Origin of the sequence: Allobosea sp. BE125 (genome assembly GCF_031456075.1) — a bacterium.
Lineage (GTDB): Bacteria > Pseudomonadota > Alphaproteobacteria > Rhizobiales > Beijerinckiaceae > Allobosea.
In genome coordinates this window covers 95003-113158 of record NZ_JAVDTY010000003.1, presented here as the reverse complement: position 1 = coordinate 113158, position 18156 = coordinate 95003, and the positions used below count along the sequence as shown (strand labels likewise).

The following is an 18156-nucleotide window of genomic DNA, read 5'->3' as shown; positions in this document are numbered from 1 at the left end:
AGGACAGGGGCCTGCGCTCAGCGTTGGCGTCCTGGGATCAGCAACAAGGAGAGGGGATCACATCATGCGGGCAGGACAGATGAAGGCGGCCTTGGCGCTCGGCATTGCCGTATCGCTGGCGGGGCCGGTATCGCCGATACGGGCCGCCGATGCACGCCCGCTCGTCGTGGCCAGGAACATGGACATCACCTCGCTCGATCCGGCGCGATCATTTTGCGACACCTGTCAGATCTACCTGTCGGCGGTCTACCAGACGCTGGTCACGCTGGCGGCAGACAACAAGACGCTTGCGCCCAACCTCGCCACCTCCTGGGAGGTCAGCCCGGACCAGACGCGCTTCGCCTTCAAGCTGGCGCCCAACGCCGTCTTTTCCGACGGCGCGCCCGTGACCTCGGCCGATGTCGCCTGGTCGCTGACACGGCTGAAGAACATGAAGTCGGATGCGTCGTTCCTCATGGAGGCCCTGACAGCGGTCGAAACGCCCGACGAAAAGACCGTCGTGCTGCGCACGGCTCAGCCCAATTCCGAATTCCTGAACATGCTCGCCTCGTCCTATGCCGGCATCATCAACCGCAAGCTCGCAGAGGCCAACGGCGCGGCGGGTGGCGAGAATGCCAGCACGGCCGACCAGGCCGACAACTGGTTCTTCGCCAACTCGGCCGGCAGCGGCCCCTACAAGCTCGCGCTCTATCGCAATGGCGACCAGCTGCGCCTGGTCACGAACGACAAGTTCTGGGGCGCGGCGCCGAAGGTTGCCGAGGTCATCATCAAGCAGGTGCCCGACGCGGTGGCGCAGCTGCAGATGCTGCAGACGGGCGGCGCCGATGTGGCGATGCAGATCGATCCCGACACGGCCGCCTCGGTCAAGGATCCAAACCTCGTGCTCGATACCGTGCCGAGCTATAACTTCATCTACTTGGCGCTGGGCGTCGGCGCCAAAGACAACACGGTCCCGCTGACCAAGCCTGTCCGCGAGGCCATCGCGGCGGCGATCGACTATCAAGGGCTGATCGACTTCACCGTCGGCGGCAAGGGCCGACCGCAGCCGGTCGCGATCCCCAATGGCTTCCCGGGCACGACCGGCCTGCCTTCGCCCAAGCAGGATCTTGCGCTTGCCAAGGCGAAGCTCGCGGAAGCAGGCCAGCCCAACGGCTTCACGATGAAATCGGCCTATCCGGCGGTCAATTCCTACGGCGTCGATCTCTCGCTGATGATGCAGAAGCTGCAGCAGGATCTGAGCCGCGTCGGCATCAAGCTCGAACTCGAGCCGATAACCTTCGCGGTCTGGCGCGAGCGCGTCGCCAAGGACGGCATCCCGATCACTGCATCCTATTATGCGCCCGACTATTTCGGCACGGTGCAATATGTCCAGTTCTTCTCGATGATGAGCACGAGCTCCTGGGTCAAACGTTCCCATGCCGACAAGGTGCAGGGCGTGGTCAACGAGAAGGAAGGCGAACTCCTCAAGCAGGCGCTGGCCGCCACGCCGACTGAAGCCGAGCGGATCTATCGCGAGATCGCGCTGGAGATGATCGGCGACAAGGTCATCATCCCCGTCGTCAGCCCGGATCTGATCCTGGCCTCGCGTAAGGGTGTGACCGGGGTGCACTACAGCGCCTGCTGCAATCTCGCGCTCAGTCAGGTCGGGCGGCAATAGCGCGCCCGGCCGGCAGAACCGATGCTCAGAGTTGCGCTGCAACGACTGGCGATGATGCCGTTTCTTCTGCTCGGCATCGTCACTGTCGCCTTTTTTCTCTCGCAGTTCACCAAGGGCGACCCGCTGGTCGCCCTGATCGGTGAGCGGCAGATGAACAATCCCGTCGTGGTCGCCGCCGCTAAGGAGCGCTGGCGCCTCGATCGTCCGCTGGCCGAACGCTATGTCGTCTATGTCCGCAACCTGCTGCATGGCGACATGGGCACCTCGTTCCGCACGCGCCAGCCCGTGGCGGGCGATCTGGCCCAGCGCCTGCCCGCGACGCTGGAGCTCGTCGTCGCATCGGTCGTGCTCGGCGGCAGCGTCGGCGTCATCCTCGGTATTCTGGCAGCAAAGTTCCGCGACGGGCTGGGCGACACGGCCATCCGCATCTTTGCGCTCGTCGGCTCGTCGGTGCCGATGTTCTGGCTCGGGCTGATCGCGCTCTTCATCTTCTTCGCCACGCTCGGCTGGTCGCCGGGGCCGGGCCGGCTCGACACGCGCTCCTTGCCGCCGCCCTTCGTAACCGGCTTCTTCACGATCGATGCGGCGCTCGCTGGCGAAGGGCGCATCTTGCGCGAGGCGCTGGCGCATCTCGTGCTGCCGGCCCTGATGCTGGGCTGGACGGTGGTGGGCATCGTCGCCCGCCTGGTGCGTGCGAGCATGATCGAGGTGCTGTCGCAGGATTACATTCTGGTCGCGCGGGCCAAAGGGGCGGGCGAGGGCCGTGTCCTGCTGACGCATGCGCTGCGTAACGCGCTGATGCCGACATTGACGATCCTCGGCTTCACCTTCGCCTATCTGATCACCGGTGCCGTCCTGACCGAAACGATCTTCGCATGGCCCGGTATTGGCTCCTACGCTGTCGAGGCGGCGCGCCAGCTCGATTATCCCGCCATCATCGGCGTCACGATCATCGGTGGCGCCGCCTTCCTGCTGACCAACCTCGTGACCGACATCGCCTATGCCTTCGTCGATCCGCGCCTGAGGGATCGCCGGTGAGCGCAGCCCTTCCCGAAGCGGCGGCGGTTGCGCGCCGAGGCCGCCTGCGCCGGCTTGCCGCGCTGCTCGATCCGCGCGCCGGTCCCGCGCGCTGGCCGGTCCTGATCGCACTCGTGACGATCCTCGCATGGGTCGTCGTCGGCGCGACCATCGATCTGTGGACGCCCTATGATCCGGTCGCCCTGGCCGGCCGCCGCCTGCAGCCGCCGAGCGCTGCCCACTGGCTCGGCACCGACGCGCTGGGACGCGACGTGCTGGTGCGCACGCTCTACGGCGTGCGGTTCTCCTTGCCGGTGGCGGTTGGCGTCCTCGTCACGGCGGTCGCGATCGGATGCTTTCTGGGCGCTCTTGCGGGCTATTTCGGCGGCGTCCTGGACGGCGCGCTGATGCGGCTTGCCGATGTGACGCTATCATTTCCACCCATGCTGCTGGCGATGGCGATCGCCGCCTCGCTCGGGCCGGGACTGCTCAATGCCGGCTTGGCGATGGTCATCGTTTGGTGGCCCATCTATGCTCGGCTGATGCGGGGGCAGGTGCTCTCGGTCCGCTCTCTGGAGCATGTCGATGCGGCTGTGGCGATGGGCGCCTCCTCCCCGCGCATCCTGGTTCGGCACGTGCTGCCGTTGTGCTGGACGCCGATCCTGATCAACGCCACCGTGGACATCAGTCAGGTCGTGCTGCTCGTCGCCGGCCTGAGCTTCATCGGCCTCGGCGCGCGCCCCCCGACGCCAGAGTGGGGCCAGATGATCGCGGAGGGCGCGACGAATTTCTACAACTGGTGGATCGCCGCAGGGCCAGGCCTTGCGATCCTTTCACTGTCGCTCGCCTTCAGCTTCATAGGCGATAGCCTGCGCGACCTGCTCGACCCACGCTCACGGTGACACGGTCGTCCAGCGCGGGACTCACGCGCTTGCCGGCCGAGAGCGTTGGTTGCATCGCATCTGACAGCCCAAGGCTGGCAGATGCGAGCGCTTTTTCGGGTTACAGAAGGCAGGCCCCGAAAGGCGCCTGCCTTCCGAAGTCAGCGGCGCAGCCGCGTCCAGACACCATCGCGGATCTCGCGTGCCTTGAGCGAGCAATCCTTGACCGGCCTGAACCTCGTCTTCAAGGCTTCCGGCGGGTTGATCGCCGGATTGTCGCGAAGGTCGGCTTTGAGCAACTCCTCGGCGCCCTTGATGGCATTGTTGTAGCCGCTGAAATTCGAGGCCTCGGCGGCGTTCTTCGGGACCATCATCCAGTTGAGGAAGATCTTGGCGCTCTCGGGGTTGGATGCACCCTTGGGAACAGCAAAATTGTCGCCCCAAAGATTCATTCCCTCCATCGGGTAGACGAAGACGGCGGTCGGGAGCTTGGCACGCGAACGGTGCGAAGCGCCGTTCCACTGCTGGTGCATGATGACTTCGCCGGCAGCGACGCGGTCGATCGTGCCGGTCGAGGAATAGATCTTGATATGCGGCTTCTGCTTTTCAAGCAGCGTCAGGATCTTCTGGCCGTCTGCGGGGTCTTCGCTGCAGGTGTCGAGCCCAAGATAGAGCGCCGCCGCGCTGTAGACCTCGCCCTGATCGTTGAGCACAGCGATCTGACCCGAGAGCTCGGGCCGCGGCTCGAAGAATTCCTTCCAGCTCTCGGTCAGCTTGCCGCCCGGCACCTTGGCGGAATCATAAGTGAATCCGGTCGAGCCCCAGAGATAAGGCACCGAATATTCGCGGCCTGGGTCGCTGGCGGGCCGGTCGTGAGGCGCGGTGACATTGCCGAAATTCGACATTTTTGCCGCATCGACCTTCAGCAGGAGCCCGGACTTGATCATCGTCGCCAGGATGGAATTGCTGGGAACGACGATGTCGTAACCGCCGCCGCCGGCCTGCAGCTTGGCGAGCATCGTGTCGTTGCTGTCGTAGACGTCGAGGCTGACCTTGATGCCGGTCTCCGCCTCGAAGCGCTTGATCAGATCGGGCGGCACGTAATTGGCCCAGCTGTAGAGCAGGAGTTGCTTCGACTGGGCGAGCGCGGCGGCGGGTGTGGCCGCGATCGCGAGCGCCGCGAGCACCGTGCGGAATCGGGTGGCTATCGTCATGAAGTCTTATCTCCCCTTGTTTGGTTGGCAGGCGTGGTTCCACTTCGGAAGACGATGGCGACGACCGCGACTGAAGCCAGCAGCAGGAGCGTCGACAGCGCATTGACCTCCGGTGTGATGCCGGTGCGGATCATCCCGTAGATGTAGACGGGCAGCGTCGTGGCGCCGGGACCGGCGACGAAATAGGTGATGACGAAATCGCCGAGTGAGCTGATGAAGGCGAGGAGCGCGCCGGCAAAGATGCCCGGAGCGAGCAAGGGCAGCTCGATGCGCAGGAAGCGCCGCCATGCGGGCGCGTAGAGATCGCTCGCCGCCTCCCCGAGCGCAGGGTCCAGCGCAGCCAGGCGCGAACGGATCGGATAATAGGCGAAGGGGATGCAGAAGACCGTATGCGCCAGAATGACCGACATCAGCCCAAGCCTCACGCCCACAAGCACGAAGAGCATGAGCAGCGCGACGGCGGTGACGATTTCGGGGATGAGCAGCGGCAGGCCGAGCAGCCCCTCGACCACAGTGCGGACGCGGCCGCCCGAACGCGCGATACCGAGCGCGGCCGACGTTGCGGCGGCGGTGGCAAGGATGGTCGCGACCGCCGCCACCGTCAGCGAGTTGCCGATGGCGATGAGCATCGTGTCGTTGCCGAGCGCCTGAGCGTACCAGTGCAGGCTGAAACCGGTCCAGACCGTCGTCATGTCGCTCGCGTTGAACGAGAGCACCACGAGCACGATGATCGGCACGTAGAGGAAGAGCATCGCCAGCGCGGCGAGGACTGCGGTGCCGGGAAGGCGGAGAGGGTGCCGGGCCTCGTTCATGATGCGAGCCGCTCCCGCCGCTTCACGCTGGCGAGCAGCGCCAGCGCGACCAGGAGAACCAATAGGAGAACGAGCGCCAGCGCGGCCCCGAACGGCCAGTTGCGCGAGGCGCCGAACTGGGCCTGGATCAGGTTTCCGATCATCAGCGACTTACCGCCGCCCAGCAGCTCCGGGCTGACATAGGCCCCCAGGCACGGCACGAAGACGAGGATGGCGCCAGCGGCGATGCCGGGCGCCGCCAGCGGCAGGACCACGCGCGAGAGCACGCGCCAGCGATCCGCGCCGAGGTCAAAGGCTGCCTCGATCAGACGCCGGTCGATGCGCTCGAGCGCGACATAGATCGGCAAGATCATGAAGGGCAGGAAGGAATAGGTCAGGCCGATCCCCGTCGCGAGCGGCGTGTAGAGGATGTCGAGCGGCGGCGTGACGAGGCCGGTCGTCGCGAGCGCGCTGTCGAGCGGGCCGCCATTGCGCAGGATCAGGATCCACGCAAAATTCCGGACCAGCAGGTTCGTCCAGAACGGGACGGTCACGAGGAACAGCATCAGGGCCGCGCGGCGCGGCGGCAGACTCGCCATGTAGAGAGCCGTCGGGATCCCCAGCGCCAGAGTGACCGCCGTGGTGATGGCCGCAAGCCGGAACGAGCGCAGGATGATAGCGATATAGTCGCTGTTGAAGGCGATCTGTCCCGCCAGATCCCGCTCGAACAGCAGCTTCTCATAAGCGATGGCCGTATGCTGGCCCCAATTGACGCCTCCGAAGGCGCCGCGCTCGAGGGTTGAGACATAAAGCATCAGGCCGACCGGCACGAGCATGAACGCGATCAGGAAGAGCGCAGCCGGCGCCGTCAGCAGCCCAGGAGAGGTCCGGATCGCATTCATGCCGGGAAGACCCGGACTGCGTCGGCGGGAAAGGCGAACCCCGTGGCGGTGCCGATCAGTCCCGCTGCCGCGATGCTGCCGGGCAGGCGCGCCCGCAATGCGCCCCCGCCCGCAAGCGCGGCATGCACGACGAGGTCGCTGCCGCGATAAACCGCCGTCTCCACGGTGCCGTGCAACAGGCCGGGCTCGGCCGCGCCGAGCGTGATGCGCTCGGGCCGGACGACCAGCACGGCCTTTGCTCCCTCAGTCAGCCCTTGCGCCTCGGCGACGGGCATGACGGCCTCGCCGGAGCCGATCGCGAAGCGCCCGCCTGCGCCGCTGCGTCCAAGACAGGTCGCACTCCAGAAATTCGCTTCGCCGATGAACTCGGCGACGAAGAGATTGGCCGGCCTGTCATAGAGGTTTTCCGGCGAGCCGACCTGCATGACCACGCCGTCGCGCATCACCGCCAGGCGATCGGACATGGCGAGCGCCTCTTCCTGGTCGTGCGTCACGAACACGAAGGTGATGCCCGTTTCGGTCTGAAGCCGCTTGAGTTCGATCTGCATCTCGCGCCGCAGCTTGAGATCGAGGGCAGACAACGGTTCGTCGAGCAGCAGCACCTTGGGCGCCGGAGCCAAGGCGCGCGCCAGCGCGACGCGCTGCTGCTGGCCCCCGGAGAGCTGGGCCGGACGGCGCTCGCCCATCCCCTCGAGGCGGACCAGATTCAGCATCTCCGCGACGCGCGACCTGACGGTCTCGCGCGGCCGCCCGAGCATTTCGAGCCCGAAGCCGATATTCTCCGCCACGCTCATATGCGGAAAAAGCGCATAGCTCTGGAAGACGGTGTTGATCGGCCGCAGATTTGGCGGGGTCTGGCCCAGAAGCTTGCCGTCCAGGCTGATCTGCCCGGAATCGGGCATGCCGAACCCTGCGATCAGGCGCAACAGCGTGGTCTTGCCACAGCCCGACGGGCCGAGCAGCGTGAAGAACTCGTTGCGGCGAATGTCGAGCGAGACGCCGGCCAGCGCCGGCTGGGCTGCGCCTGCATACCGTTTCGAGACTTCGGAGATGGCGACGATGGTGTCGTTCATGCTGGGCCTTCGGTCACGGCTGGCCTCCCGCCTTGCGAGCGCGAGGGCGCTTGAACCAATCCTCGAGCTGATGGCGCCAGTAGATGAATTGGAACGCGGCGCGGCCATAAGTGCCGCCGGCGAAAGGCAGCCCGAACGGCGCGAAATGGCGATGGCGGTCGTCGCCCTCGGCAATGGCCGATGCGATCAACTCGCCCGCGAGCGTGGTGTTGACGAGGCCGAGCCCACCAAAGCAGGCGGCGGCCCAGAGGCCCTCCGCCAGGGGCCCGATGACAGGCATTCTGTGCCGGGCGATCGGCATCAGCCCGGACCAGGCGCTCTCGATTTCGAGATCGGCCAGCTGCGGATAGATTCGCGCAATGTCGCGCTTCAGAAGGCCGCGCACTGTCTCGGGTGCATATTCGAAGGCATTGGCCCTGCCGCCCCAAAGCAGGCGGCCATCGGGCAGCACGCGATAGTAGTCCGTCGCGACGCGCGTGTCGGACACCGCAAAGCCCGTGCGGATGGCGGCACGCAAATGCTCGGATGCGGGCTTCGTGGCGACGACGAAGGATGCGACCGGCACCGTGGCGAGCCCCAGGCCGGTATGCAGCATTCCCAGATGCGCGCCGCCGGCGAGCACGACATGGCGCGCCGTGACCGAGCCGGACCGGGTGACGACCTTGCGCGCAGCGCCGGCGGCCTCGATCGCGACGACGTCTGCCCCCTCGTGAAGTCGCGCACCCACTGCTGCAGCGGCGTGCGCCATCCCGCGCGCCAGATTGAGGGGCTGGATCTGCAGGGACGCCGGATTGAGAAAACCGTCGGCATAGGCCTCCGTCGCCAGCAAAGCGCGCAGCTCCCTTGGGGGCAGATGGACGAGACCTGCCGCGAAATGCTCGTTCATCCAGCCGACATGCTCACGCAGCGTGTCGGGCTGCCAGGCGATGCGGCAGCGCAAGGCGCCGTGGCCCTGCAAGGTGTCGGTGCCGAGCGCTTCCGCGCGGCGGCTGACGACCGAGAGCGCCTCCACGCTCAGGCGCCAGAGCGCCGCGGCGTCGGATAGTCCGCGCTGCGCTGCGAGAACCCGCATCGACAGCGGATAGCCAGCGCTGGCGAAGCCGCCATTGCGGCCCGACGCCCCCCAGCCCATGCGGTTAGCTTCAAGCAGCACGACCGATCGCCCGCGCTCGGCCAGGCCCAGTGCCGTCGCCAGGCCGGCCAATCCCCCGCCGATCACGCAGGTCTCGGCCTCGCACTCGCCGTCGAGGACGGGCCACTGGGCGTCATCGCTGCGGGTGGCGGCGTAATGCGTCTGCGGATAGGGCAGCAAGTTCAGTACCCTCCGCCGGAGATCAGGCGGGCGGCGGCAACCGCCATGGGCGCGAATTTGGTCCGGACCTCGCTTTCATCATGGTCGGCGAGGGCCATGGCGATGTGAACGGCGCCGCGCGGCCTTCCCTGCATGTCGACGACCGGCGCGGCGACCACGATCTCGCCCATCAGCGCTTCCTGGATGCAGACGGCAAAGCCGTCCTGCCTGGCCCGCGCGATCTGCGCCATCACGGCCTCGACATCGGTGATGGTGTGCGGCGTCAGCGGCTTGCGCGGGCTGCGCTCGACCAGCGCGCGCGCCTCGTCCTCCGGCAGCAGCGACAGCATCGCCCGACCGCCCGAGGAGCAGAATGCCGGGATGCGGCGTCCGATCACTGTGGCGCCGAAGGCCTCGCGCTGGCTCTGGAGCCGCACGACATAGACGATATCGAAGCCGTCCAGCAGGCTCAGATCGACCCGCTTCTGGCAGGCTTGCCTGAGATCGGCGAGATAGGGCGTCGCCAGCTCGACCAGCGGATCGGTGCGCAGATAGGCATGCGCCAGGCCGAGCACGCGCCGCGACAGTCTGAATCGCCGCGTCGCCGGGTTCTTTTCGAGATAGCCCAGGGCCTGCAGCGTGAAGGCGAAACGCTGCGCGGCGCTCTTGTCGAGCCCTGTCTTCGCCGCGATCTCCGTCACCCCGACATCGCGCCGCTCATTGCCGACCGCTTCAAGCACGGCGAAGCCGCGCTCGAGCGAGGTCACGAAAAGCGAATTCGCCTGCGCGGCGTTCTCGCTTCTGATGGAGACAGAAGGATCCTTGCTGACCGACAATTTGCCCCTCACCGCGCTCAATCCGGGGAAAGGCTATGATGCAGCGCTATGGATTGCAATACAATTAAAAGTATCGTCTGGCGACACAAAGCCTTGACGCCATGGCTGCGCAAAATCGCTGTTGAGCTCGCCTGTGCGCGATTGGAGGCGTCAATTCGGTGCCATGCTCGCAGGGGGGCGCACATCGATGCGAGCCTTGCTGATCGGGCGCAGTGCATTGTTCCAGCCGCCCAACGACGCACGCCGAAACCGGACGCAGCCGATGTCGGCTGCGGATTGCAAGCCCGGCTGTTGGCTGAGCCGGAAAGCGCACGGGCGGCGCGATCTTGATCCGGCAGGAGAAGTTATATCGGTGCTTCAAACGGGTAGGCGTTCGCAGTTTTTTCCTCAGCGGCGCGCCATTTCACAATCAAAGCTTCGAACTCTCTCCGCTCAGCCCGCGTGACCGCTCAGCATGTGGTCAGCCAGGCTGTAGCAGTGGCTTGCCTGATAGGCGTTCCGGCCGCGGTTCATATGCGTCAGGTTGAATGCCCGGATGGCCTGCAATGAACGGCGCTCCGCGAGGAATTTGCCGATCGAGGAGAGGCCGCGGACCTTGACGCCGAAAATGTCCTCGCCGCGGGGGAAGACATAGCTGACATCTTCCGGCGTCATCACGCAGCGCTCGAGGAAAGCTTCATCCACCTGGCCCGGATCGAGCGAATGGTCCCTGGTGAAATCGGAAAGATGCACCAGAAATAGCGCGCGGATGCCCTCGCCATCCGCATAGAGCGAGAAAAGCTCCATCCAACTCGCGTTGACGCGAATGAGCGCCTTGCCCGGTGTCGACGGCAGACAGGAAACCGACCAGTAATGCCGCTCGGTCCGGCTCGGGATCGGGATGCAGTTGCGGCCGTATTGCCGGAGAATGTCCAGGACCGCTTGCACCTGCGGTCGGCGCAGCAGCTTCTCGAACCGCGGGACGTATTTGAGACGCAGTTCCAGCGACTCCGCGCGCTCATCGGCATCGCGCAGGATAGTCTTGCCCTGCATCCAATCGCGCTGCTGCTGGAGATCCAGGAAGCGGCGCAGACCGGTGGTGCTTGGGCGGGCAGGCGTGCTCACGTCAGATACCATGTCGGCCCAGTCGGTTCGGATGGGCTAGCGGCAATGCGATCAACAGACGGCCCGAATATCACGATGCTCCGGACCATAGGTCGTTCTCAGTTTCATCTGCATTGCGACGCCGCCTTTTCATGGCAGGAGCAGCCGGCTGAAAACCAACGAAAATCAGAAATCGCTCCAAGCGCCTATTGCGTCGGGATGAGCACCAGATGACCGGGGGCGATCTCGGTGTATCGCGACGGCGCGGGAACGTGACCGGCGGGATGGATGGGCGAGCTTAGGACCGGAGGCGCGGTCAGGCTACGCGTCGCCCGTCGCGCCGGATCGGCGATCGGGACCGCCGACAGAAGCGCCCTTGTATAGGGGTGCTGCGGGGTCTCGAAGATTGCGGCACGCGGGCCGATCTCGACGATCCGGCCCAGATACATCACCGCGACGCGATGGCTGATCCGCTCGACGACGGACATGTCGTGGCTGATGAACAGACAGGAAATTCCCAGATCCGCCTGCAGCTCCATCAGCAGGTTCAGCACCTGCGCCTGCACCGAGACATCCAGCGCCGATACCGCCTCATCGGCGATGATCAGCTTCGGGTTGAGGGCGAGCGCGCGGGCGATGGCGACGCGCTGACGCTGGCCGCCCGAAAGCTCGTGCGGGTAAAGCTCGATGAAGCCGGCGGGCAGGCGCACACGGTCGAACAGCTCCGCTACGCGCCGGTGCAGGGCCTGTCCCGACAGCCGGTCGTAGTTGAGCAGGGGCTCCGCCACCTGGTCGAACAGGCGCATCCGCGGGTCGAGGCTCGCATAGGGATCCTGGAAGATCATCTGCATCTTGCGGCGCAGCGCGTGCATCCCCTGCGTCGACTGGGCCAGCACGTCCTGCCCGTCCAGCACCACCTCGCCCGACAAGGGTTGGATGAGCCGCAGGATCGAGCGGCCGCAGCTCGACTTGCCGCAGCCGGACTCGCCGACGAGGCTGAGCGTCTGGCCGCGGTCGATGGTGAAGCTCACATCCTCGACCGCGTGGACATTGGCGATGGTCCGGCGCAGCAGCCCTTTCTGGACGGGGAAGCGGGTGCACAGGTGGCGCACCGCGAGAAGCGGCGCAGCCTCCGTCCCCGCAGCGGTCGCAATGGTGGGGGCGGCCGCTGCGCGGGGGGCGTCGCCGGTCGCGATGCCGCGCATCGGCGCCGGGCAGGTCGTGCCGCGCATCTCGCCCAGCCTGGGCACAGCGGCCAGCAGCGCGCGCGTATAAGGGTGTTGCGGGTCGGAGAAGATCGCCTCGACCGGTCCATCCTCGACCTTTTCGCCGCGATACATCACCACGACCCGGTCGGCCATCTGCGCGACCACGGCCATGTCGTGGGTGATGAACAGCACCGCCGTTCCCGTCTCGCGCTTCAACCTGTCGATCAAACCGAGGATCTCGGCCTGGATCGTCACGTCGAGCGCCGTCGTCGGCTCATCGCAGATCAGCAGGCGTGGTTCGCAGGCCATCGCCATGGCGATCACGACGCGCTGGCGCATGCCGCCCGACAATTCGTGCGGATATTGCTTCAGGCGGCGCTCGGGCTCGCTGATCTGCATCTGCGTCAGCAGGTCGAGCGCGCGGGCGCGCGCCGCAACTGCGGGGATGCGCCGATGCGTCAGGATCACCTCGACCAATTGGCGCCCGATCGTGAAGACGGGATTCAGCGCCGTCATCGGCTCCTGGAAGATCATGCCGATCTGGTCGCCCCGGATCGCACGCATCGTCGCCTGATCGGTCCGGGCGAGGTCGATCACGCGCCCGTCGGCCTGCCGAAAGCGCAATTCCCCTCCGGCGATCCGGCCGCCACCGAATTCGACGAGCCGCATCAGCGACAGCGCCGAGACCGACTTGCCCGAACCGGATTCGCCGACCACGCAGACGCATTCCCCGGGAGCGATGTCGAAGCTGATGTCACGCACGCCGATGACGGGGCCGGAATCGGTCTCGAACGCGACGCGCAGGCCCGCGATCGAAACCAGCGGCGTCAGGCCGGATACTTGCGGAGCATGGGACGTCTCGAACATCAAACCTCCCCGGGACGGGCCCGGCCATCCTAATGCCAGGCGACGCCGCAGCCGGAGCAGAGCATCCGGCGGGGTGCGGACCTGTCTCGAGAAAGTACTATTTGTTACATATTGACTGCGGTATGGCGTGCTTGCAATGTATTTTACATATTCTCGCGATCGGGACAGGTGCCTTCGGGATGGATCAGAACCTCATATGCGGCGCCGCCAGCGACTGCGCCTGCCGCATGCGCGGCTGAGGCCTCGAGATGTTCCAATACACGCTGCGCCGACTGCTGGTGGCGATCCCGACGCTCCTGCTGATCAGCCTTGTCATCTTCCTGCTTCTCGGCCTCGCGCCCGGCGATCCGATGGCGCAATTGCCGCTGACGATTCCGCCCGAGGTGAAGGAGAAGATGCGCCAGTCGCTCGGCCTCGGCGATCCCTTGATGCTGCGCTACCTGCTGTGGCTCAAGCAGTTCTTCTGGATCGAGCCGCTGCATGTCCTCGACACGGTCTTCGGGCTGAACCTGGCAGGGGACAGCCAGCGCGTGATGTCGTGGCAGTCGCGCGCGCCCGTCGCCGATATCATCGCGCTGCGCCTGCCGCAGACGCTGTGGGTCGTGGGCCTGGCTTATCTGGTGGGGATCGCCATTGCCCTGCCGATCGGCATCATCTCGGCCTATCGGCAGCACAGCTGGTTCGACCAGCTCGGCACCTTCCTGTCGATGATCGGCTTCTCGGTGCCGACCTTCTTTACCGGGGTCGTGCTGATCGTGATCTTCTCGGTCGAGCCGCACTGGTTTCCCTCGCTCTACGACACGACGCTGAAGGTCACCGACTGGAACAGCTTCCTGATGCAATTGCGCCAGATGGTTCTGCCGGTGATGGTGCTGGCGCTCTACAATGCGAGCCAGATCAGCCGGTTCATGCGAGCCGCGATGCTCGACAACCTGCGGCAGGACTATGTCCGCACCGCCCGCGCCAATGGCCTGAGCGAAAGGGTCGTGGTGCTGGTCCATGTGCTCAGAAACTCGATGATCCCGGTCGTGACCGTCATCGCGATGGGCGTGCCGCAGATCTTCGGCGGCGCCATCATCACCGAGCAGGTCTTCAAGGTGAATGGCATCGGTGAGCTGCTGATCTCGTCGATCCAGGCGAATGACGTGCCGATGGTGCAGACCCTGACCTTCATCTTCGCGGTGCTGATCGTGCTGTTCAACCTGGTCGCCGATATTCTGTACGGCGTTCTGGATCCGAGGATCCGCTATGACTGAGCGGGGATCGACTATGACTGAGCCTGCCGCGACCGCTGCCCGCCGGCGTTCAAGCCAGGCGCGCGATGTCTGGCGCCGGTTCCGCAGCCATCGCGGCGCGGTGATCGGCGTGGTGATCCTGGGGGCGATCCTGCTGGCGGTCATCGCCGGACCCTGGCTGTGGCAGCTCGACCCGACCGCGCTGGCGATGCGGCTGCGCAACAAGGGCCCGTCGCTTGAGCATCCGCTTGGCACCGACCAGCTTGGGCGCGACATGCTGGCGCGATTGATCGCGGGCGGGCGGGTCTCGCTGACGGTCGGGCTGACGGCGATGGGGCTGGCGCTGCTGCTGGGCACGCTGGTGGGGGTCTGCGCGGGGTTCCTGCGCGGGCTCGACGGGGTCCTGATGCGCCTGACCGATCTGTTCCTGGCGCTACCGCTGCTGCCATTGCTCCTCGTCATGTCGATGCTCTTCCGCGAGCCGCTGTCGCAATGGCTCGGTGCCGAGACGGGGATATTCCTGCTGATCGTCACCTCCATCGGCGGAACCAGCTGGATGCACACGGCGCGCCTCGTGCGGGGTGAGGTTCTGACCCTGAAGGAACGCGAATTCATCCTTGCCGCCCGGTCGATCGGCACGCAGCGCGGCAAGATGATCCTGCGCCACATCCTGCCCAATGTGCTGTCGCCGATCCTGGTTTCGGCCACGCTCGGGATCGCGAGCGCGATCATGACCGAAAGCTCGCTATCCTTCCTCGGGCTCGGCTTTCCACCGGATTTCCCGACCTGGGGGCGGCTGCTTTACGATGCGGTCGATCAGATCCAGCTCTATCCGATGCGGGCGATCCTGCCCGGCATTGCGATCTCGCTGACGGTGCTTTCGGTCAATTACATCGGCGACGGCTTGCGCGACGCGATGGATCCGCGGATCCGCGGGCGCTGAGCGGGCGCGCACCGGGGGGACGGCGCTCAGCGCTTACTTTTAAACTCCGCGAGCCCTCATCCTGAGGAGCCGCGAAGCGGCGTCTCGAAGGATGCTCCAGATGGTTCGGGAGCCTCCTGGAGCATCCTTCGAGACGCCATTCCCAACGGAATGGCTCCTCAGGATGAGGGCTGGAGGTTCCAAAGGGGCTCTTAGCCCTCCATCCGGTCACGCAGTTGGTTGAACGGGCCACGGCACAACTGCACCATCCGCCCCAGCAGCGCGCGAGCGACGACCCGCGGCGGTTGCCGCTGGGGCCACCAGTCGAGCCCCGCCGCGGGGTCCTCGAGGGTACGCGCGAAGGCGCAGGCCAGCGCTGCCGAGGTCGGCACGCCCCGGCCGGACCAGCCCGAAAGCGCCCAGAGCCCGTCGTCGAGGCGCTGGATCGAGGGCGTCTGGTCGAGCGCCATGCTGACGGTGCCGGTCCACATGAATTCCCAGTCCAACCCCTCTAGCACAGGCCAGATGCGCGACAGGCGGCGGGTCATGAAGGCGACGGTATAGTCGAAGCGGCTGCCGCGTCCGGGTTCCTGCAGGCCGCCGGTGACGATCCGCCCGGAGGCGTCGATGCGGAAGAACATCGGGTCGTGATGGGTGTCGCCGAAATTCATGCCCGACGGCATGACGCTCGCGCGTTCCTCTGTCGTCAGAGGGCGGCTTGCCACCGCATAGCTCGTCAGCGGGAAGAAGCCCTGCGTCACCGCGCCGGGGATAGCGGGCGTGGAATAGGCGTCGGTCGTCAGGCCGACGGTCTTGGCGCGGATTTCGCCATCGGGCGTGCGGACGCACCAGCGACCGTCGCGGCGCGAGAAACCCGTCATCGGGCTGTGGGTGAAGACCTCGACCCCGAGCGAAAGCGCAAGCCGCGCCAGTTCGCGCGCATAGCCGAGCGGATTGAGATGGCCGCCCTCGCGATGGGCCCAGCCGCCCAGAAAGGCGCGCGTGCCGGTCAGCCCGGCGACCTCCTCGGCGTCGAGATAGCGCTCGGTCTTGCCGTAGCCTGCGTATTTCGCCTGCGCCGCCCGGGTCGTCGCCAGCGTCCGCTCGTTATAGGCCGCGCTGAGCGTGCCCTTCTGCACCGCCTCGCAGCGCAAGCCATGGCGCGCGATCCGGTCGAAGACCCGGGCGCCGGCCTCGGCGAGGAGCCCGACGCCCTTTTCGGGCAGCGTCGCGGGATCGAGATAGCCGAACACCGGGATGCACTGGCCGTGGTTGCGCCCGGATCCGCCAGCGCCGATCTCGCGCGCCTCGATCACCGCGACGCGGGCCCCGGCCTCGGCCAGTTCGATTGCGGTCAGCAGCCCGCCATAGCCGCCGCCGACCAGGAGCATATCGACATCGCACGTGCCGGCGAGGCGCTCGGTCGCCGGGGCGGCGACGGCGGTCAGCGCATAGGGCGGCTCGGCGGAAAACGAGGTCACGCGGCCACTCCGTCGTCGATGGCGGCCGTCAGCGCACCCGCCAGACGGCCCGCCCAGCGCGCGCGGTCCGGCCCGGTCTCCAAAAGGTCGTTCGTCACCTCGAAACCGCAGGCCGGCAGGCCCGAGCCATAGCTGTGCCAGTCGACCGTGAAGACGCCGTTCCGGCCGGAGTAGGGCTGGTTGTCCCCCAGGACGAGGCCGTCTTCCTTGCCGAGATGATCAAGCAGGTGGCGCGACAGGGTCGCGTCGTCATGCCAGATCGTGCCGCCATCCCAGGGGCGGTGCAGGCCCTGGAAAACGCGGGTGCAGCTGTGCAGCGCGAAGAGGAAGGGGCGCGGATGGCGCGCGGTCTGGCGCTCCCAGATCGTCCCCAGCAGGTTGTGATAGGGCCAGAACACGGCCTCCTGCCGGGCCTCTCTTTCGGCCGGGGACAAGGCGGCATTCGCTGGGATCGGCGTGCCTTCGACCGCCATGGCGATCGAGCGGGGATCATCGACCCAGCGATTGACGTCGATCACGAGGCGGCTGACGTCGCACAGCACGATCGGCACGTCGATCCGCGCAGCAAGCTCATGGGCGAGCTCCGCCACGCCCAGGTCGCAGAAATAATGGCTGTCGCGCCAGGTCGCGGCGAGACCGAGCTCGCCGAGCCCCGGCGGGACCGAGCGGCCGGCATGATCGACCGCGATCACCCCGGGCAAGCGACCTTGCGGGTTCAGCACGATCGGCGGATTGGCATTCATGGGAGATCAGCTCTCTCTAGCAGACGGCTCGTTAGCTCCGAGGCTGCGCAGCTCCTCGATCCGGGCGAGCCGGTCGCGGCTCGAATCGCGGCAGCGCAGGCTGATGGCGGCGACGATCGCCTCGATCTGGGCGGTGACGACGACGCGCGAGCCGAAGGGCGAGGTCGAGGCGTCGGGCGAAGTCAGCACCGCATCGGCATGTTCCGCGATGGGCGAACGCCAGGTGTCGGTGAACAGGCAAAGGCGCGCGCCGCTTTGCCGCACCCCGCGCGCGAAGGTCAGGAGCTCGCTCTGGTAGCGGCGGTAATCGAAGATCACGAAGACGTCCTGCGGCCCGGCATCGACAAGCGTGTCATAGGCGAAGCCCAGCGTGAGGGGGGTGAAGACGACGCCGGGCCGCAGCTGGCCAAGCTGCGTCGCCAGCCGCTGTGCGAGGTTCTGGCTGTAACGCCCGCCCAGCAGTTTGATCGTCGCCCGGGGAGACACCAGCAGGTCGACGATCGCATCGAATTCCGCCGGCATCGCCTGGGCGGCTGCGACCTGCAGCGCCTCGGCCTGCATCAGCAGGGTGCGCTGATAGATATGGTGGGGTGCCTCAGCCGGTGCTTCCGAGCGGATGTTGTTCAGCGGCGAGCCGAGCTGGCGCTCGACATCGGCGATCGCCGCGGCCTGGAAATCGGCGAAGCGCGAGAACCCGATCTTGGTGAGGAAGCGCAGCACCGTCGGCGCACTGACCGAGGCCTGCTTCGCCAGCACCTCGACCGTCGCAAGCGCGCGCGTCGGGTAGCCTTCGAGCAGGACCGAGGCGACCTTCCGCTCGGCCGTCGACCGGGCTTCGCTGCGAATCCTGTCGAAAAGGGGCGGTGCGGCCATTCCTGTATTCTTTATTACATATTGACTCAAATCAAGCGTCTTGCACAGTATGTTACAACAATCAATGCGCGTCGGAATGCCC

Annotated in this window: 16 protein-coding genes; 5 read left to right on the top strand and 11 right to left on the bottom strand. The window is 66.3% G+C overall.

Annotation, left to right across the window (positions count from 1 at the left end; genetic code table 11):
* Positions 1-64: 64 nt before the first annotated feature.
* From J2Y55_RS09095 to J2Y55_RS09085, 3 genes are all read left to right on the top strand, one after another.
* Positions 65-1657, top strand: a complete 1593-nt coding sequence (locus J2Y55_RS09095) for an ABC transporter substrate-binding protein (protein WP_310151030.1) — start codon at positions 65-67, stop codon at positions 1655-1657.
* A gap of 21 nt (positions 1658-1678) precedes the next feature.
* Positions 1679-2695: an ABC transporter permease gene (locus J2Y55_RS09090; protein ID WP_310151027.1), complete on the top strand. Its 1017-nt coding sequence runs from the start codon at positions 1679-1681 to the stop codon at positions 2693-2695.
* Between the two features lie 101 nt (positions 2696-2796).
* The gene (locus tag J2Y55_RS09085; RefSeq protein WP_310152007.1) at positions 2797-3576 is read left to right on the top strand and encodes an ABC transporter permease; all 780 of its coding nucleotides are present in this window, start codon (positions 2797-2799) and stop codon (positions 3574-3576) included.
* Between the two features lie 140 nt (positions 3577-3716).
* Here the strand turns inward: J2Y55_RS09085 and J2Y55_RS09080 are convergent, their stop codons facing one another.
* The 8 genes from J2Y55_RS09080 to J2Y55_RS09045 form a co-directional block, all read right to left on the bottom strand.
* Complete coding sequence (locus J2Y55_RS09080) at positions 3717-4769, bottom strand: extracellular solute-binding protein (RefSeq protein WP_310151024.1); 1053 nt, start codon at positions 4767-4769, stop codon at positions 3717-3719.
* Positions 4766-5581 (bottom strand): ABC transporter permease, encoded by an 816-nt coding sequence (locus tag J2Y55_RS09075; protein ID WP_310151021.1) that lies wholly within the window; start codon positions 5579-5581, stop codon positions 4766-4768. Before J2Y55_RS09075 ends, J2Y55_RS09080 begins: the two co-directional genes overlap by 4 nt.
* On the bottom strand, positions 5578-6462 hold the full coding sequence (locus J2Y55_RS09070) for an ABC transporter permease (RefSeq protein ID WP_310151016.1): 885 nt from the start codon (positions 6460-6462) through the stop codon (positions 5578-5580). Before J2Y55_RS09070 ends, J2Y55_RS09075 begins: the two co-directional genes overlap by 4 nt.
* Entirely contained in the window at positions 6459-7535 is a 1077-nt protein-coding gene (locus J2Y55_RS09065; protein ID WP_310151011.1) for an ABC transporter ATP-binding protein, read from the bottom strand. The genes J2Y55_RS09070 and J2Y55_RS09065 overlap by 4 nt, the downstream gene beginning before the upstream one ends.
* Before the next feature lie 13 nt (positions 7536-7548).
* Positions 7549-8847 carry an NAD(P)/FAD-dependent oxidoreductase gene (locus J2Y55_RS09060; protein ID WP_310151009.1) on the bottom strand — a complete coding sequence of 433 codons (1299 nt, stop codon included), beginning with the start codon at positions 8845-8847 and terminating at the stop codon, positions 7549-7551.
* A gap of 2 nt (positions 8848-8849) precedes the next feature.
* Positions 8850-9674, bottom strand: coding sequence for an IclR family transcriptional regulator (locus tag J2Y55_RS09055; RefSeq protein WP_310151007.1), 825 nt, complete (start codon positions 9672-9674; stop codon positions 8850-8852).
* Between the two features lie 420 nt (positions 9675-10094).
* Complete coding sequence (locus J2Y55_RS09050; protein WP_310151004.1) at positions 10095-10778, bottom strand: hypothetical protein; 684 nt, start codon at positions 10776-10778, stop codon at positions 10095-10097.
* A 173-nt stretch (positions 10779-10951) separates the two neighbouring features.
* A complete protein-coding gene (locus J2Y55_RS09045; RefSeq protein ID WP_310151002.1) occupies positions 10952-12820 on the bottom strand; it encodes an ABC transporter ATP-binding protein in 1869 nt (622 codons plus the stop codon).
* Positions 12821-13068: 248 nt separating this feature from the next.
* Here J2Y55_RS09045 and J2Y55_RS09040 point away from each other — a divergent pair, with 248 nt between their 5' ends.
* Both J2Y55_RS09040 and J2Y55_RS09035 read left to right on the top strand, forming a co-directional pair.
* Positions 13069-14076 carry an ABC transporter permease gene (locus tag J2Y55_RS09040; RefSeq protein WP_310150998.1) on the top strand — a complete coding sequence of 336 codons (1008 nt, stop codon included), beginning with the start codon at positions 13069-13071 and terminating at the stop codon, positions 14074-14076.
* 13 nt (positions 14077-14089) lie between these two features.
* Positions 14090-14998 (top strand): ABC transporter permease, encoded by a 909-nt coding sequence (locus J2Y55_RS09035; RefSeq protein ID WP_404978864.1) that lies wholly within the window; start codon positions 14090-14092, stop codon positions 14996-14998.
* Positions 14999-15189: 191 nt separating this feature from the next.
* On the opposite strand, the gene J2Y55_RS09030 is transcribed toward J2Y55_RS09035, so the two are convergent.
* From J2Y55_RS09030 to J2Y55_RS09020, 3 genes are read right to left on the bottom strand one after another with little or no spacing between them, the layout of a single operon-like run.
* Entirely contained in the window at positions 15190-16458 is a 1269-nt protein-coding gene (locus tag J2Y55_RS09030; RefSeq protein ID WP_310150993.1) for an NAD(P)/FAD-dependent oxidoreductase, read from the bottom strand.
* Positions 16455-17201 carry an N-formylglutamate amidohydrolase gene (locus J2Y55_RS09025; protein ID WP_310150990.1) on the bottom strand — a complete coding sequence of 249 codons (747 nt, stop codon included), beginning with the start codon at positions 17199-17201 and terminating at the stop codon, positions 16455-16457. Before J2Y55_RS09025 ends, J2Y55_RS09030 begins: the two co-directional genes overlap by 4 nt.
* Before the next feature lie 6 nt (positions 17202-17207).
* Positions 17208-18074, bottom strand: a complete 867-nt coding sequence (locus tag J2Y55_RS09020; RefSeq protein ID WP_310150986.1) for a MurR/RpiR family transcriptional regulator — start codon at positions 18072-18074, stop codon at positions 17208-17210.
* Positions 18075-18156: the final 82 nt, after the last annotated feature.

Bases quoted from the DNA above. Each gene is read 5' to 3' on its own strand.
- J2Y55_RS09095 (WP_310151030.1), top strand. From the start codon at position 65: ATGCGGGCAGGACAGATGAAGGCGGCCTTGGCGCTCGGCATTGCCGTA.
- J2Y55_RS09075 (WP_310151021.1), bottom strand. From the start codon at position 5,581: ATGAACGAGGCCCGGCACCCTCTCCGCCTTCCCGGCACCGCAGTCCTC.
- J2Y55_RS09045 (WP_310151002.1), bottom strand. From the start codon at position 12,820: ATGTTCGAGACGTCCCATGCTCCGCAAGTATCCGGCCTGACGCCGCTG.
- J2Y55_RS09050 (WP_310151004.1), bottom strand. From the start codon at position 10,778: ATGGTATCTGACGTGAGCACGCCTGCCCGCCCAAGCACCACCGGTCTG.
- J2Y55_RS09070 (WP_310151016.1), bottom strand. From the start codon at position 6,462: ATGAATGCGATCCGGACCTCTCCTGGGCTGCTGACGGCGCCGGCTGCG.
- J2Y55_RS09035 (WP_404978864.1), top strand. From the start codon at position 14,090: ATGACTGAGCCTGCCGCGACCGCTGCCCGCCGGCGTTCAAGCCAGGCG.
- J2Y55_RS09040 (WP_310150998.1), top strand. From the start codon at position 13,069: ATGTTCCAATACACGCTGCGCCGACTGCTGGTGGCGATCCCGACGCTC.
- J2Y55_RS09025 (WP_310150990.1), bottom strand. From the start codon at position 17,201: ATGAATGCCAATCCGCCGATCGTGCTGAACCCGCAAGGTCGCTTGCCC.
- J2Y55_RS09090 (WP_310151027.1), top strand. From the start codon at position 1,679: ATGCTCAGAGTTGCGCTGCAACGACTGGCGATGATGCCGTTTCTTCTG.
- J2Y55_RS09065 (WP_310151011.1), bottom strand. From the start codon at position 7,535: ATGAACGACACCATCGTCGCCATCTCCGAAGTCTCGAAACGGTATGCA.
- J2Y55_RS09080 (WP_310151024.1), bottom strand. From the start codon at position 4,769: ATGACGATAGCCACCCGATTCCGCACGGTGCTCGCGGCGCTCGCGATC.
- J2Y55_RS09020 (WP_310150986.1), bottom strand. From the start codon at position 18,074: ATGGCCGCACCGCCCCTTTTCGACAGGATTCGCAGCGAAGCCCGGTCG.